Origin of the sequence: Paramagnetospirillum kuznetsovii, assembly GCF_003284725.1 — a bacterium.
GTDB classification, from domain to species: domain Bacteria; phylum Pseudomonadota; class Alphaproteobacteria; order Rhodospirillales; family Magnetospirillaceae; genus Phaeospirillum; species Phaeospirillum kuznetsovii.
The window spans coordinates 202,468-218,842 of the sequence record NZ_PGTO01000004.1; the positions used below are offsets into that span (position 1 = coordinate 202,468).

A 16,375-nucleotide genomic window follows, 5' to 3' on the forward strand; every position below is an offset into this window, starting at 1 on the left:
GGCCAGGGGTTGTTTCAAGGCGGAAACACATGGGAGGGTCTGGGAATCACCCGCCAGGCGTTTGATCTCTTCTCGAACCAATGATGGCGGATGGTGTGGAAGATGTCGCCGCTCCAGCCCTGAATGCCCACTTCCATGTGGTCACCGTCCAGCCGCACCAGGCAATAGCCGTTGGAATCCTCGCGCAATCGGGTGGAGCAGGCGGTGGTGGCCTGGACCAGCACCAGGGAATGTCCGTGGGGGCCGTTGATCAGCTCCACATGGGCGTGGTGGACATGGCCGGTCAGCACCAGATCGATGCCGTGATCCAGCAAGGCTTCATAGGGATGGCCGCTGGCGGCGGTGGCGGGCGGGTGGTGCATGAACACCACGCGGGAGGCCTCGGCGGGCGCCTGGTCCAGCGTCGTCTCCAGATGCTCCAGATGGGCATCCTTCAGCGCGCCGGATTTCCAGCGCAGGCTCCGCGTGCTGTCCAGGCCGATGGCCACCACCTCGTCGTCGCTCCACACAGGCATCTCGTCATGGCCGGGCAGGTTGCGGTGAAACTTGGCGCGCGGCCGGAAGATGCGCGCCAGCGGCCGGTAAAGCGGGTAGAGATCGTGGTTGCCCGGAACCACCAGGGACGGCGCCGGAACGTGGGCGAGAAAGGCCCTTGCCTCGGCGAATTGGTGGGATCTGGCCCGCTGGGTCAGGTCGCCTGAAATGATCACCAGATCGGGCCGGTGCCGGTGCAGATCGTTGAGCAGGGCATTGACCACCTTGGCATCGGTGCGGCCGAAATGAAGATCCGAGAGATGGGCGATGGTTTTCATGCCGGGGTTCCGCCCTTCGGCATCAGCACCCTCAACGCTTTGGGCCGCGCCTTGAACACCAGGGGCGAGGCCATCACCGTCACTTCGCCGTCCAATGACACCATCATGCGGTGCTTTTCGCTGGTGACGCGGACTTCCTTGGCGATGAAGGTCTGGATGCGGCGGCTGCCCCGCCAATGGCCGAGAACGGTTTCGGCCATCAGCCACAGCAGCGACAGCCGAGTGCTGCAGGCGGCCACATGGATGACCAGGGTGCCGGCATCCAGGGATTCGCGGGACAACGGCGGCGTCTCGTCGCGCCAAGGATTGTTGGTGATGAACAGCATGGGAGTGGTGACCGCCCTTGGACCGTCCTTGAGGTCCAGCACCACGTCGACCATGGGATAGCGGCGCAAGGCGCGGAGCGCGGCCAATGCCATGGCCCGCCATTTGCGCATGCCGTCCCGTTGCAGGTGGTCCCGGCGGCGCACGAACCAGGGGTGCATGCCCAGCGAGGCCCAGATGGCGAAGGGCAGGCCGTTGACCTCGGCGAGGTCGATCTCGGTGGCGGAGAAGTCGAGACATCGGGCCGCCTCGATGGGATCGGCGGGCAGGCCCAGATCGCGGGCGAACAGATTCAGGGTTCCCATGGGCAGGATGCCGAGCGGCTTGTCGCGACCCAATCCCGCCACCACGGCGGTCAGGATGGTGCCATCGCCGCCACCGACCACCACGGCGTCCAGATCCTGGCGGCTGGCCAGAACCGAGAGGGTACGGGCAAGGAGGCGGCGGCCGACCAGATGGGTTTCCGTTTGATGGCCCGATTGGCAAAGGGCGTCGGCGACGGCGGTTGCCGTGGCCTCGGGCGATGCGGCGCGGAAACGACCGGACGAGCGATTGATGACGAGGGCGAGGCGCATGGCATGACAGCAGCGCGGAATGGCCGCCGCTGTCAAGGACGAGTCAATCCTTGGACGGAAAGACCGGCAGGGTGAAGGAAAAGGTCGAGCCCTGCCCGATATCGGACTGGACCCAGATGCGGCCGCCATGGCGCTCGACGATGCGTTTGCACAGGGCCAGGCCGATGCCGGTGCCCTCGTAGCTTTGGGCGCCGTGCAGTCGCTGGAACATCACGAAGATCTTGTCCTTGTACTCGGGATCGATACCGATCCCGTTATCGGCGACGCTGATGACCCAATCCTTTCCGTCCACGACGGCATTGATACGGATTTTCGGCGACTGTCCTGCCTTGTGATATTTGATGGAATTGGCGATCAGGTTTTCGAACAGGCAAACCATCTGGCGCCGGTCGGCCTCGACCATGGGCAATGGAACCGCATCCACCGTGGCGCCGCTATCCGAAATGGTTTGCTTCATATTGGTCAGGGTTTGGGTCAGAACCTCGTCGAGCGCGGTGGGCGCCAGCGGTTCACCTTGTACCGTCACCCGGGAATAGGCCAGCACGTCCTGGATTTGGTCGTGCATGCGCTTGGCGCCGTTGACGATGAAGGTCATGTATTCCTCGGACTGGACGTCCAAGATATCGCGGCAATGCTGTTGCAGCAGTTGGACGAAGCTGGTCACCGTGCGCAGCGGCTCTTGCAGGTCATGGGAGGCGATATAGGCGAATTGCTCCAGATCGGAGTTGGATGCCGCCAATTGTCGCGCTTTTCGCTCGCTTTCCACCTGCAATTCCGTCAGGTGGCGGGTGCGGTCGGCCACCTGGCTTTCCAGCACGGCGGCTTGTTCCAAGAGACGCGCCGCCAGAACGGCCCGGAGATGCTCGCGCCGGTCCGACAGGGTGGCCAGCCAATACAGCGCGATCGCCAGGATGAGCACCGCAGCGGCAAGCGAGGACGTCTCCGTCCTGAACTTGGCATATGCGGTGTGTTCCGTGATGCCGACCGTGGCCACCAACGGATAATTGCCCAGGGTCCGGTAGCCGACGATCTTGGCATTGCCGTCCGCCACCGACACGAAGCGGGCGACCCCGGATGGCGCATTGGCAAGGTACTTGGTGAACAGCTGGCTGGCCGCGACCGAGCGACCGAACGAGCCGTATTGATCGGGCAGACGTGCCAGGAAGATGCCGTCGCGGCGGATCACGGAAATTCCGCCGCCGTCCTCGATCAGGAGGGATTCCATCGACTTGACCAGATAGAGCGGATCAATTCCGACGGCGACCATTCCCTTGAACTGGCCTCTGGCGTCGACGATTGCTCGCGACAACGGGATGATCTGGCGGCCGTCCAGCCGGTCGGTGATGGGATCGCCGATAATCAGCTTATCGGCGCCATGACCGGCCCGATGGGCGCGGAAATGCTGGCGGTCGGCAACGTCGATGGCGGTTCCCACCAAGCCGGTGGCGGACAGTCCCGGACCGGCGGTAAGGCCATCATGTCTCGCCACGATCAGATTGCGGGCCTCGGGAAAGGCGACAAGGCGGCTTTGAAACCAATTCAGCAAGGCGGGCTCGGGCCAGCGGTCCGGATCAATGCGCTGGCTTGCTTCCGCCAGCAGATTGTCGATGCTGCGAAAACTGGCCTCGGTCTGAAATTCCAGCGTCTTGGTCAGGGTGGCGACCAGAGCCTCGGCGGCGGCGTCATCGTCCTTCCAGCTTATCCATGTATGCCAAGCGGCCAGGACGATCATGAGCGCGATCAGGGCAAGGCTCGCCCTGCGGGCGGTGGTGCGCTCTCGCGGCAATTGGGCGATCGGTTGCTGACGTGGATCGGAAGGCAAGGCGGGGGGAGCTCCGGACGGCACCATACCGGGGTACCATGTTTGACGGCGAAATCAACCATTATCCCGGTTCTGGAAAGCTTGTTCAGCCCGAGCGCAAGGTGCGCACCGCGGCGTCGCGTTCGAATAGATAGAGCAGGATGCGCAGGGCTTCACCTCGCCGTCCCTTCAGATCGGGATCACGATCCAAGATTAGTCTTGCGTCGTCGCGGGCGGCGGCCAGCAGTTCGCCGTGCAGGGAAAGGTCCGCCAGGCGGAATTCGGGCAGGCCGCTTTGGCGGGTGCCCAGCATCTCGCCGCCGCCGCGCAGCCGCAGGTCTTCCTCGGCGATCCTGAAACCGTCCTCGGTGGCGCGCATGATCTCGAGACGCGCCTTGGCCACCTCGCCCAAGGGATGGCCGTAGAGCAGCAGGCAGCGCGACGCCTTGTCGCCGCGACCCACCCGCCCGCGCAACTGATGCAACTGGGCGAGTCCGAAGCGCTCGGCGTGCTCGATGACCATGACGGTGGCCTCTGGCACATCGACGCCCACCTCGATGACGGTGGTGGCGACCAGGATCTGGAATTCTCCGGCGGCGAATTTCTCCATCACCGCGTCCTTGGCGGTGGGCTTCATGCGGCCGTGGACAAGGCCGACCCGCTCGCCGAACTGCTGGGACAGGTCGCGGTGGCGTTCCTCGGCGGCGGCGAGGTCCGAGGTCTCCGATTCCTCCACCAGGGGACAGACCCAATAGACGCGGGCGCCGCCGTCAACAGCGCGCCCCACGGCGGCGGCCACCTCGTCGAGGCGGGCCAGCGGCACGACGCGGGTATCCACCGGCTGGCGGCCGGGCGGCTTCTCGTCCAGGCGGGAAACGTCCATGTCGCCATAGGCGGTCAGCAGCAAGGTGCGGGGAATGGGGGTGGCGGTCATCACCAGCATGTCCACCGCGACGCCCTTGGCCGCCAGTTCCAGGCGCTGATGCACCCCGAAGCGGTGCTGTTCGTCGATCACCGCCAGGGCGAGATCCTTGAAGGCGACATCCTCCTGGAACAGGGCATGGGTGCCCAGCAGGAGATCGACCTCGCCCGCCGCCAGGGCCTGGAGAATGCGCTCGCGGGGTTTGCCCTTGTCGCGGCCGGTCAGCAGGGCGAGGCGGATGCCGGCCGCCTCGGCCAGGGGCGAGATGGTGGCGAAGTGCTGGCGGGCCAGGATTTCGGTGGGCGCCATCATGGCGGCCTGGGCGCCGGTCTCCACCGCCGTCAGCATGGCCAGCAAGGCGACGACGGTCTTGCCGCTGCCCACATCGCCTTGGAGCAGCCGCAGCATGCGGGATTCGGTGGCCATGTCGGCGTCGATCTCGGCCAGCGAGCGGCTCTGGGCGCCGGTCAGGGTGAAGGGCAGGGCGCCCAGCGCCTTGGCCCGCAGATGCCCATCTCCGACCAGGGCGCGACCTTTCAGGCGGCGCATCTGGGCGCGCACCATGGCGAGGGCCAGCTGATTGGCCAGCAATTCGTCGAAGGCGAGGCGGCGGCGGGCAGGCGTGTCCTGGGTGGCGGCCCATTCGTCGACGGGACTGTGCAGGCTGTCCAGGGCTTGGTGCCAACTGGGCCAGTTCTGGCGGTCCAGCCAGGCGGCGTCCTGCCATTCCGGCAAGTCCGGTGCCTTGGCCAGCGCCGCCCTGATGGATTTGGTCACCAGCCGCCCGGTCAGCCCGGCGGTCAGGGGATAGACCGGCTCCACCGTCATCACCTCGGCCAATTGTTCCACCGGCACGATGTGGTCGGGATGGGTGATCTGGATCTCGTTGTTGAAATGCTCCACCACGCCGCTGATCACGCGGGTCTCGCCCACCGGCAACTGCTTGCGCAGCCAGTCCTCGCGGCCGTGGAAGAACACCAGATGGAGAAAGCCAGTCTCGTCCGACAGCCGCACCCGATAGGGCCGCTTGGGGCTGTCGGAGGGGTAATGGGCATCCACCTCGACCACCAGTGTCGCCACCTTGCCGTCGGGAGCATCGGCGACCTTGGGGCAGTAACGGCGGTCGATGACGCCTGACGGCAGGTGCCACAGCAGGTCCACTACCTTGGCCCCGGCCAGCTTTTCGTAGAGCGGCGCCATGCGCGGTCCTACCCCCGGCAAGGCGGTGACCGGCGCGAACAACGGATTCAGGCAATCTGGACGCATGGGAAAGGCTGACAGGAGGGAAACGAGGGGCTATATCCTAAGCCTCTCCGAAACGGACGCAATGGCCTATGGACAGCTCTCACTTCAAGCGCGTGATGCATCGGGCCCATTACATGGGCTCCAATGAGAACGACATCCTGTTCGGCGGCTTCGCCGAGCGCTATCTCGCCACCCTGACGCCCGAGCAATTGGGCCGCTTCGAGGCCTTGCTGGCCGAGAACGACACCGACCTGTTCAATTGGGTCACCGGCAAGCAGGACGTGCCGCCCCAGTGGGACGACGAGGTCATGGCCATGATCAAGTCCTTCGTCCAGACGGAAGCCGCACGCCGTTGAGCGAACTGAAGACCCTTCTCTCCCAGCCGGGACGCATCACCGTCGCCGGATCGCCGGAGGGGCGCGACGCGCTGCTGGCCGCCGATCTGGCGCGGGAAAGCGGCGACCTGCTGTTCGTCGCCCGCGATGACGGCCGCATGGCGCGCATGGCCGAGGCGGTGGCCTTCTTCGCCCCCGACCTGGACATCATCGAGTTTCCCGCCTGGGACTGCGTGCCCTATGACCGGGTGTCGCCCAATGTGGATGTGGTGGCGCGCCGGGTGGATGCCCTGGCCCGGCTGGCGGACGGCGGCCGAAATGGTCCCCGGCTGGTGCTGACCACCGTCGCCGCCCTGGCCCAGCGGGTGCCGCCGCGCGAGGCCTTGGCGCGGGCCACCCTGACCGCCAAGGCGGGGGCGCGGCTGTCCATCGAGAAGCTGGTGGCCTTCCTGGGCGCCAGCGGCTATGTGCGGGCCGACACGGTGATGGAGCCGGGTGAATTCGCGGTGCGCGGCGGCATCGTCGATCTGTTCCCGCCCGGCGCCGCCGAGCCCATGCGGCTCGACTTCTTCGGCGACGAGATCGAAGCGGTGCGCAGCTTCGACCCCATGACCCAACGGACCACCGGCAAGGTGGAGGGCTTCGCCTGCCGTCCGGTCAGCGAGGTCGGGCTCGACGAGGCCTCGGTGGCGCATTTCCGCGCCGCCTATCGCGAGATGTTCGGCGCCGTCCAAGGCTCTGATCCGCTGTACGAGAGCATTTCGGCGGGGATCAAGTTCACCGGCATGGAGCATTGGCTGCCGTTGTTCCATGACGGGCTCGACACCTTGTTCGCCTATCTGCCCGAGGCAGCGGTCATTCTGGATCATCAGACCGACGAGGCTCTGACCGCCCGTCATGCCGTGGTGCTGGAATACTACGACGCCCGCGTCTCCATGACCGGGTCCGGTCTGGCCGAGTCCGGCATGGTCTATCACCCGGTGGCGCCGCCAAAGCTCTATCTGGAACGTGACGAATGGGACCGCCTGCTGGCGGTGCGCCCGGTGGCGCAACTGTCGCCGTTCGACAAGGTGGACGGTGTCAGCCGGGCGGTTGACGCCGGAGGCCGGTTGGGCCGCGACTTCTCCGACATCCGGGCGCGGCCGGGGGTGAATCTCTACGACGCCCTGCGCGAGCATGCGGAGGCCGAGACCAAGGCGGGGCGCCGGGTGGTGGTGGCCGCCTGGACCAATGGCTCGCGGGATCGCCTCGCCGGGCTGATGAAGGATCACAAGCTCAAGGGCGTCGAGACGCCGGAGACCTGGGCCGAGGTCCAGACCCTGCCCAAGGGGGCGGTGGCGCTGGTGGTGCTGGGGCTCGACCACGGCTTCGTCGCGCCCGATCTGGCGGTGATCACCGAGCAGGACATCCTGGGCGACCGGCTGGCGCGCCCTGCCCGCAAGAAGAAGAAAGGCGCCCAGTTCATCGCCGAGGCCTCCGCCCTGTCGGAAGGCGATCTGGTGGTGCATGTGGAGCACGGCATCGGCCGTTACGACGGCTTGGTGACGCTCCAGGTGGGCGGCGCCCCCCATGACTGCCTGCGGGTGATCTATGACGGCGGCGACAAGCTGTTCGTGCCGGTGGAGAATATCGACGTCCTGACCCGTTTCGGCTCGGAGCAGTCGGGAGTGTCGCTGGACAAGCTGGGCGGAGCGGCGTGGCAGGCCCGAAAGGCCAAGCTGAAGAAGCGCATCCGCGACATCGCCGACCAGTTGATCGGCATCGCCGCCCAGCGCCAGTTGCGCCAGGGCGAGACGCTGGTCCCGGCGGAAGGCCTCTACGACGAATTCTGCGCCCGCTTCCCCTGGGCCGAGACCGATGACCAACTGCGCGCCATCGAGGACTGCATCGCCGATCTGGGCTCGGGGCGGCCCATGGACCGGCTGATCTGCGGCGATGTGGGCTTCGGCAAGACCGAAGTCGCCCTGCGGGCCGCCTTCGTCGCCGCCCTGCAAGGCTTGCAGGTGGCGGTGGTGGTGCCGACGACGCTGCTGTCGCGCCAGCATTTCCGCACCTTCACCGAGCGGTTCAAGGGCCTGCCGGTGCGGGTCGAGCAGTTGTCTCGCCTTGTAACGGCGAAGCATGCCTCCGAGGTCAAGGCGGGCGTCGCCGATGGCTCGGTGGACATCGTGGTTGGTACCCACGCCGTGCTGGCCAAGGGGATGAGCTTCAAGCGCCTCGGCCTCCTGATCATCGACGAGGAGCAGCATTTCGGCGTCGCCCATAAGGAGCGGCTGAAACAGCTGAAATCCGATGTCCATGTGCTGACGCTTACCGCCACCCCCATTCCCCGCACGCTGCAAATGGCGTTGTCCGGCGTCAAGGAGATGAGCGTCATCGCCACGCCGCCGGTGGATCGCCTTGCGGTGCGCACCTTCGTGATGCCCTATGACCCGGTGGTCTTGCGGGAATCCATCCTGCGCGAGCGCTATCGCGGCGGACAGGTGTTCTATGTCTGTCCGCGTCTGGCCGATATCGACCGGGTGGCGGAACGGCTGGCCAAGCTGGTGCCCGAGGTCAAGACCGCCGTCGCCCATGGCAGGCTGGCGCCCGCCGATCTGGAAGAGGTGATGGTGGCCTTCGGCGACAAGCAGTACGACGTGCTGCTGTCCACCAACATCATCGAATCCGGCCTGGACATGCCCAGCGTCAACACCCTGATCATTCATCGCGCCGACATGTTCGGCCTGGGGCAGCTCTATCAGCTGCGCGGTCGGGTCGGGCGCGGCAAGACACGGGGCTACGCCTATTTCACCCTTCCCAACGACAAGCTGCTGTCCAAGGCGGCGGAAAAGCGCCTTCAGGTCATGCAGGCGCTGGATACGCTGGGGGCGGGGTTCCAGCTGGCCAGCCACGATCTCGATATCCGTGGCGCGGGCAATCTGTTGGGCGAGGAGCAGTCGGGCCATATCCGCGAGGTGGGTATCGAGCTGTACCAGCAATTGCTGGAAGAAGCCGTCGCCGCCGCCAAGGGGGGCGCGGGCGTCGAGGCGACGGAGGAATGGTCGCCGCAGATCACCATCGGAACGCCGGTGCTGATCCCCGAGACCTATGTGGCCGATCTGTCGGTGCGCCTGGGACTCTATCGCCGCATCGCCGCCCTGGACGATCAGGCCGAGATCGAAGCCCTGGCCGCCGAGATGATCGACCGGTTCGGCAAGTTGCCAGTCGAGGTTCAGAACCTTCTGGAAGTCGTTGCGATCAAAGCACTTTGTAAACAGGCTGGTATCGAGAAAGTGGATTCCGGCCCCAAGGGCGCGGTGGTCACCTTCCGGGGCAATGTCTTCGCCAATCCGGTCGGCCTGGTGCAGTTCATCAGCCGGGCAGGGGGCTCGTGCAAGCTGCGGCCGGACCACAAGCTGGTGTTCCTGCGCGCCTGGGAAGACCCCAAGCAGAGGGTTGTCGGCTTGCGGAACGTGGTCGGCAAAATGGCGGAATTGGCTTTGGCCTGAAAAAGGAGTATAGCCGCAGGCCTGTTTTCTTAGGAACCACCATGAAATACCCTCAGCCTCCCTCGGTCGTGTCCCTCGACGAAATCCTTCCCGACGAGCCCCTGTTGATGATGGGGGCCGGTCCGGTGCCGATTCCGGCCAAGGTGGCTTTCGCCAATTCCCTGGTCATCAATCACCTGGGCGACACCATGAACCGGGTGGTGGAGCAGGTGAAGACCATGGGCCGCTACGTCTTCCAGACCGAATCCGGCCATGTGATGGGCGTCGCCGGTCCGGCCTCGGCCGCCATGGAAATGGCCATCGCCAATCTGGTGGAGCCGGGCGCCAAGGTGCTGTCCATTTGCAACGGGCTGTTCAGTTCGCGACTGGCCGAGATGGCCGGGCGCGTGGGCGGCGAGGTGATCCGCTTCGATGTGGCCGAGAAGCAGAGCGCCAGCCCCGCCCAGGTGGAAGCGCTCCTCAAGGCGGGCGGCTTCAGCGTGCTGACCGTGGTCCAGGGCGAGACCTCCAATACGGTGTGGAACCGCGATCTGGTGGAGATCTGTCGGCTGGGCAAGCAATACGGCTGTCTCAACATCGTCGATGCCGTCTGCACCCTGTCCACCATGGAAATGGAAATGGACGGATGGGGCGTCGATGCCATCATCACCGGTGGCCAGAAAGGCCTGTCCTCCATTCCCGGCGTGTCGCTGATCGCTTTTTCCGAGGATGCGTGGCGCCATATCGAGAAGCGCAACGCCCCCATGGCCCATTGGTGCCTGGACGCCCGGCTGGCCGATAATTTCTGGAACAAGCACGCCTATCACTACACGGCGCCGGTCTCGGGCATCCTGGCCCTGCACGAGGCGCTGCGGCTGATCTGCGACGAGACCCTGCCCAACCGCTTCCGCCGCCATGCCGTCTGTTCGGCGGCCCTGCAGGGCGGCATCGAGGCCATGGGCCTGGACCTGCTGATCCCGGCCGCGTCGCGCCTGCCCTCGGTGGTCGGCATCACTGTTCCCGACGGCGTTTCCGCCGATAAGGTCCGCCATGTGATGAGCCAGGTCCACAAGGTGGAGATCTCCGGCGCCTTCGGTCTCAACATCCTGCGCATCGGCCAGATGGGCGAGCAAAGTCGCACCCACAACCTGTTCCGCACCCTGCACGCGCTCGGCACCTCCATGCGCGTCTCGGGCGGCAAGGTGGACCTTCCGGCCGGCATGGCGGAGCTGGAGCGGGTTCTGGCGCGGGGGTAGGACCATGCGGCCGGGACGGCCGCACTCCATAAATCGAGACGGCCGGGACGGCCGCGCGCTCCATAAATCAAGGAGCGCGGGCGTCTCGCCCGCTTCCGGTATTCAGAAAATCGGCTTGTCGCCAAAGACCAGACTGATATCGCCCGGCAGGATGGCCCGGTCGCGGCCCGACCGCTTGGCCTCGTACATGCGCTGATCGGCCAGCTCGATCAATTGCGGCCAATCATGGGCGTTGTCGTCGCCCCGTTCGGCGACGCCGATGGAGGCGGTCAAGGGCGCGCCGTCGGGGCGGACGCCGAAACCGGCCGCGCGCAGGCGCTCTATGGTGATCTTGGCGCCTTCGGTGTTGGTGTCGGTCAGGATGGCGACGAATTCCTCGCCGCCCCAGCGCACCAGCACATCGCCGCGCCGCAAGCCTTCCCGCAGCTTGTCGGCCAGATTGCGAAGCGCCTTGTCGCCTTCCTCGTGACCGAAGGTGTCATTGATGGACTTGAACTTGTCCAGGTCGAAGAAGGCCACCGACAAGGCGGTGTTGCGCATGGCGGCAAGCCTGAACTGCAAGTCCAGCGCCTCGCCGCCGGACCGCCGTGTATAGGCGCCGGTCAGCGGATCAATCATGGCGCGGTTCACCAGGGCGGTGATGTAGTGCAACTGGCTCATACCGGAGAACATGGCCACGCCCATCACCAGCACCATCAGCCATATCATGGGGCCATGCTGGTCAAGCGACAGCGTTTCGCCGCCCATGACGAGGCCGAGGACCGCGAAAAAGAAAGCCGGGGCCGAGAACACCAGAACCTCGAAGGCGGTCAGCGGGAAGATGGCCAGACCGGCCAGCACGATATTGGGCATCAGGGCATAAAGCTTGGTGACCAGCAGGGCGGTGCCGGTGACATGCAGGGCGGCGGTGATCTCGATGGACAGAATGTAGAAGACCGGCGGCACCAGCAGCATGGCCATCAGCATGGCGTCGGCCTGGAGGCGGGTCTTGGTCATCTGCCACGGCCATGACAGCAGGAAGAAGATGATGCCCGAGCCCAAGCGCAAGGTGGTCATCATGGCCCATTCGGGCCAGGGAAAGACGAACCAGTCGATGATCGACCACAGCGGCACCATCACCGCGAAAATGGCGGCCACCAATTGAATGCGGGAAATGATCACCGAGGCGGCATGGCGGCGGATATGGGGCGAGTGGCGCAACGGCACCAGCAGGTCGAAGAACTGCCCCCAGGTGATCTTGATGGGGGCGAACAGATGGGAGGCGAAGGAGCGCCAGCCCTTAGGCTGGTCCTGGTCATCGGAGATGATGTCCGGTTGTATTTGTCCGAGTTGGTTCATCGCCGAGCTCCATCGATCCGAGACCGACCATGTTAGTCCGCCCCCAATGACCGGGAAAAATAGTAAAATTACCAATTTTTTACAATGGATATTGCCCGGTTCCGAAATTAGAACAGTCCTAGATTATCGGACTATCAATCCTTTGGCTTATGTAACTGGTCTGGTCCTACCAAATTTGACCTAACTCAAATTGGGCTGTATGTTCAGCGATTCGATTGCCTGAGTGCCAACCGATGAACAGAGTGACCGCCGATATGCCGCCCAAACCGCTTTCCGTCATCCATCAGGGATTGGCGGAACGGCTTCTCTCCATTCATGGCGATATCAAGGACGACGACGGGCTGGCGGCGCTCAGCCGGGTCGCCATCGCCCTGTATGACGAACGCACCGACATCCTGAAGACCTTCATTCATTCCAGCGAAGGCATCAGCCCGCTGGATCATTCCTCGGCCACCCTGGCGAATCTCCCAACCTTGAAGCATCTCGCGGAGACCGGCGAGCGCCGGGTCATCAACGATCTGGAGGCGGTGGCCGCCACCGGGCAAGAGCACGCGGCTCGGCTGGTGTCGTTCGGCTACCGCGCCAGTTTCACCCTGCCCATCCGCTCCAAGGATTGGTTCTTCGGATTCCTCTTCCTCAATTCCATGGAGAAGGATTTTTTCACGCCACAGGTGGTGCACCGGCTGCGGCCCTATGCGGAGCTGATCGCCCAAGTGGTGATGCGCGAGTTGGATCTGGTGCGCATGATGCAGTCGGCGGTTCGGATCATCCGGCAGGTCTCAACGGTGCGCGACGAGGAAACCGGCGCCCATCTGGCGCGCATGGCGCGCTACGCCCGGCTGATCGCCATCAAGCTGGCCGATCGCCATCAATTGTCCGACGAGTTCATCGAATATCTCTTCCAATTCACGCCTTTGCACGATGTGGGGAAGATCTCGGTTCCCGATAACATCTTGTTCAAGCCGGGCAAGCTCGATCCCCACGAATACGAGATCATGAAGGGCCATGTGGGCAGGGGGCTCGAAATCATCGACCTCATGGCCGATGATTTCGGCATGCAGTCCATGGCCTATTTCAGCGTCTTGCGGAACGTCATCGCCTATCACCACGAGGCGCTTGACGGCAGCGGCTATCCCCATGGGCTGCGAGGCCGCGAAATCCCGTTGGAAGCCCGCATCGCCGCTGTGGCCGACGTGTTCGACGCCTTGACCTCCGACCGGCCGTATAAGAAGGCTTGGAGCAATCAGGCCGCCATCGACCTGTTGGTGGACCAATCGGGCACCAAGTTCGATCCCGATTGCGTCGCCGCCCTGATTCAATGTGAGGCCGAGATCGCCGAGATCCAGTCCCGCTTCGAGGAAACGGTGTTCGATTGAGGCTGCTGCTCGTCTTCCTGATGCTTGCCGTCGCGGGCAATCAATCCCTGGCCGCCGAAGTCATCGGGGGACCGGCGGCGGGCTGTCTGCGGGGGGGGCAGGCGCTGGCGTTGGATAGCGCCGATTATCAGGTTCTGCGGCAATCGCGGCAGCGGTTTTGGGGGCATCCCGCCACCGTGCGGCTGGTTCAATCCCTGGCGGCCGCCAATGCGGCGGACGGGCAGGGGACGCTGCTGATCGCCGACATGGCCCAGGCCAGGGGCGGCCCCATGCCGTCTGGCCATGCCAGCCACCAGAACGGCCTTGACGTGGATATCTGGTTCCGGCTGGCGGCGCGGCCGCTGGCCAAGGCGGATTTGGACGCTCCAAGGCCGTTACCCATGGTGCGGGTCGGCGGCGTTACCGAGCATTGGAGCGAGGCGCAGGCGCGTCTGCTGGAACGGGCCGCCCGGACGCCCGAGGTGGACCGCATCTTCGTCAACCCGGTGATCAAGCAGGCCATGTGCCGACGGGCCAAGGACGGCGAGCGCGATTGGCTGGGCAAGCTGCGGCCCTGGTGGGGCCATGATGAACATTTCCACGTTCGCATGGTTTGTCCCGCCGACAGTCCCGACTGCGAGGGCCAGAAGCCGTTTCCCGAAGGCGACGGCTGCGGCGCCGAGCTTGACTCCTGGATGGCCAAGCCCACATTCCCGGCACCGCCGGAACGTCCCCATGTCCAGGTCCGGCCCATGCCTGAGGCCTGTGTCGCGCTTCTTGGGACGAAACCGTAACTTCGCTTGCAAATTCGCGCGCAAAGGCGTAAGAACCCGCCACCAATCCACACGCGGGATCGCGGCGGCGGCATGTCTGTGTCGTCTGTTCGCTCCGGTGTCAGGCCCAGCCTGACGACTCCCGCGGAGGTTCAACCGGAGAAGCAAAGGATTTTTCCGATGGCTCTGCCCACGTTCTCTATGCGTCAGCTCGTCGAAGCCGGCGTCCATTTCGGTCACAACACCCGCCGCTGGAACCCGAAGATGTCGTCGTACCTCTTCGGCATCCGCAATGGCATCCACATCATCGACCTGCAGCAGAGCGTGCCCATGCTGCACCGTGCCATGCAGGCCGTGCGCGACGTGACCGCAGGCGGCGGCCGCGTTCTGTTCGTCGGCACCAAGCATCAGGCGTCGTCCATCGTTGCCGAAAGCGCTCGCCGTTGCGGCCAGTACTTCGTCAACCACCGCTGGCTCGGCGGCATGCTGACCAACTGGAAGACCATCTCCAACTCCATCAAGCGGCTGCGCGAGCTGGACGAGCAGCTGCTCTCCGGCGCCCTGGCCGGCCTGACCAAGAAGGAACAGCTGGTCCTGCAGCGCGAGCGCGACAAGCTCGAGCGCGCCCTGGGCGGCATCAAGGAGATGGGCGGCCTGCCCGACATCCTGTTCATCATCGACACCAACAAGGAACAGCTGGCGGTTCAGGAAGCCAACAAGCTGGGCATTCCGGTGGTGGCGATCATCGACTCCAATTCCGATCCGGCCGGCATCACCTATCCGGTGCCCGGCAATGACGACGCCATCCGCGCCATCCAGACCTATTGCGATCTGATGGCCGGCTCCGTGCTGGACGGCATCTCCGCCGAGATCACCCGCAGCGGCGGCGACGTCGGCGCGGCCGCCGAAGCCCCGGTCGAGCAGATCCCCGAGGTTGTCGAGGCCGCCGCCGAAGAGGCACCCGCCGCTTCGGTCTAAGCCGTTCTTGTGAAGAAGAATGGCGGCGACACACCATCGCCGCCATTCACTTGATTGCCCCTCGCCGGGCGCGCCCGTTCGGGCGCTTGGCCGCCGCCTCGATGGCGGCTACAAACCGGCGAACGAGGCGTTCACCGGTTTGACAATACCACTGTTTCCAAGGGCTCGACACGCGAGCCCAAGTCCGAGAGAGGAAGACCAATGGCCGAGATTACCGCTTCGCTGGTCAAGGAACTGCGCGAGAAGACTGGCGCAGGCATGATGGATTGCAAGAAGGCGCTGGGCGAGACCGCTGGCGACATCGAAGCCGCCATCGACTGGCTGCGCACCAAGGGCCTTGCCGCCGCCGCCAAGAAGGCCGGCCGCGTCGCCGCCGAGGGTCTGGTGGCCGTCGCCACCGCAGGCACCAAGGGTGTCGCCGTCGAAGTCAATGCCGAGACCGATTTCGTCGCCCGCAACGAGCAGTTCCAGGGCTTCGTCGCCGCCGTCGCCACCGTGGCGCTGACCAAGGGCAGCGATGCCGAGGCCATCAAATCCGCCGAATGCCCCGGCGCGGGCAAGTCGGTGGCCGACCAGCTGACCGCCCTGATCGCCACCATCGGCGAGAACATGAACTTCCGCCGCGCCGTTCGCCTGGAAGTGCCCAACGGCGTCGTCGCCTCCTATGTCCACTCGTCCATCGCGGCGGGCCTGGGCAAGATCGGCTGCCTGGTGGCGCTGGAATCCACCGGCGATCAGGCCCGTCTGGCCGAACTGGGCAAGCAGATCGCCATGCATGTGGCGGCCGCCAATCCGCTGTTCCTTAATCCCACCCAGGTGGACACCGCCGCCCTGGAGCGCGAGAAGGCCGTTCTGACCGAGCAGGCCCAGGCTTCCGGCAAGCCCCCCGCCGTCATCGAGAAGATGGTGGAAGGCCGCATCCGCAAGTACTACGAGGAAGTCTGCCTGAGCGAGCAGATCTTCGTCATCGATCAGGAGAACAAGATCTCCAAGGTGCTCGATACCGTCGGCAAGGAAATCGGCGCGCCGATCAAGCTGGCCGGTTTCGCCCGTTTCGCCCTGGGCGAAGGAATCGAGAAGGAAGAGAAGGACTTCGCCGCCGAGGTGGCCGCCCAGCTGGGCCGCTGATCGACGACAGGGTCAGGGGCCGCTCGCCGTCTCGGCGGGCGGCCCTTTGCTTTTTACCCCCCA

12 protein-coding genes are annotated in these 16,375 nt (G+C 65.0%); 7 read left to right on the forward strand and 5 right to left on the reverse strand.

The window, feature by feature from the left end; translation table 11 throughout:
* Positions 1–14: 14 nt before the first annotated feature.
* The 4 genes from CU669_RS07655 to recG all read right to left on the reverse strand — a co-directional run bounded on the left by CU669_RS07655 (position 15) and on the right by recG (position 5,700).
* Positions 15–812 carry a metallophosphoesterase family protein gene (locus tag CU669_RS07655; RefSeq protein WP_112143331.1) on the reverse strand — a complete coding sequence of 266 codons (798 nt, stop codon included), beginning with the start codon at positions 810–812 and terminating at the stop codon, positions 15–17.
* Entirely contained in the window at positions 809–1,747 is a 939-nt protein-coding gene (mamU, locus tag CU669_RS07660; protein ID WP_239988594.1) for a lipid kinase MamU, read from the reverse strand. The genes CU669_RS07655 and mamU overlap by 4 nt, the downstream gene beginning before the upstream one ends.
* A gap of 7 nt (positions 1,748–1,754) precedes the next feature.
* The gene (locus CU669_RS07665; protein WP_161539611.1) at positions 1,755–3,533 is read right to left on the reverse strand and encodes a sensor histidine kinase; all 1,779 of its coding nucleotides are present in this window, start codon (positions 3,531–3,533) and stop codon (positions 1,755–1,757) included.
* A gap of 85 nt (positions 3,534–3,618) precedes the next feature.
* Positions 3,619–5,700, reverse strand: a complete 2,082-nt coding sequence (gene recG / locus CU669_RS07670; RefSeq protein WP_112143337.1) for an ATP-dependent DNA helicase RecG — start codon at positions 5,698–5,700, stop codon at positions 3,619–3,621.
* A gap of 68 nt (positions 5,701–5,768) precedes the next feature.
* On the opposite strand from recG, the gene CU669_RS07675 reads away from it, so the two are divergent.
* The 3 genes from CU669_RS07675 to CU669_RS07685 are packed head-to-tail and all read left to right on the forward strand — an operon-like array spanning position 5,769 to position 10,740.
* Positions 5,769–6,035, forward strand: a complete 267-nt coding sequence (locus CU669_RS07675; protein ID WP_239988595.1) for a succinate dehydrogenase assembly factor 2 — start codon at positions 5,769–5,771, stop codon at positions 6,033–6,035.
* Complete coding sequence (gene mfd, locus CU669_RS07680) at positions 6,032–9,505, forward strand: transcription-repair coupling factor (RefSeq protein ID WP_205119394.1); 3,474 nt, start codon at positions 6,032–6,034, stop codon at positions 9,503–9,505. Before CU669_RS07675 ends, mfd begins: the two co-directional genes overlap by 4 nt.
* 41 nt (positions 9,506–9,546) lie before the next feature.
* Entirely contained in the window at positions 9,547–10,740 is a 1,194-nt protein-coding gene (locus CU669_RS07685; RefSeq protein ID WP_112143339.1) for a pyridoxal-phosphate-dependent aminotransferase family protein, read from the forward strand.
* 102 nt (positions 10,741–10,842) lie between these two features.
* On the opposite strand, the gene CU669_RS07690 is transcribed toward CU669_RS07685, so the two are convergent.
* Positions 10,843–12,078 carry a GGDEF domain-containing protein gene (locus CU669_RS07690; protein ID WP_112143341.1) on the reverse strand — a complete coding sequence of 412 codons (1,236 nt, stop codon included), beginning with the start codon at positions 12,076–12,078 and terminating at the stop codon, positions 10,843–10,845.
* Positions 12,079–12,311: 233 nt separating this feature from the next.
* On the opposite strand from CU669_RS07690, the gene CU669_RS07695 reads away from it, so the two are divergent.
* The 4 genes from CU669_RS07695 (at position 12,312) to tsf (ending at position 16,312) form a co-directional block, all read left to right on the forward strand.
* Positions 12,312–13,454 (forward strand): HD-GYP domain-containing protein, encoded by a 1,143-nt coding sequence (locus CU669_RS07695; RefSeq protein WP_239988596.1) that lies wholly within the window; start codon positions 12,312–12,314, stop codon positions 13,452–13,454.
* Complete coding sequence (mepA, locus tag CU669_RS07700) at positions 13,451–14,227, forward strand: penicillin-insensitive murein endopeptidase (RefSeq protein ID WP_239988597.1); 777 nt, start codon at positions 13,451–13,453, stop codon at positions 14,225–14,227. The genes CU669_RS07695 and mepA overlap by 4 nt, the downstream gene beginning before the upstream one ends.
* Positions 14,228–14,386: 159 nt before the next feature.
* Positions 14,387–15,184, forward strand: a complete 798-nt coding sequence (rpsB, locus tag CU669_RS07705) for a 30S ribosomal protein S2 (protein WP_112143343.1) — start codon at positions 14,387–14,389, stop codon at positions 15,182–15,184.
* A 201-nt stretch (positions 15,185–15,385) separates the two neighbouring features.
* Positions 15,386–16,312: a translation elongation factor Ts gene (gene tsf / locus CU669_RS07710; protein WP_112143345.1), complete on the forward strand. Its 927-nt coding sequence runs from the start codon at positions 15,386–15,388 to the stop codon at positions 16,310–16,312.
* Positions 16,313–16,375: the final 63 nt, after the last annotated feature.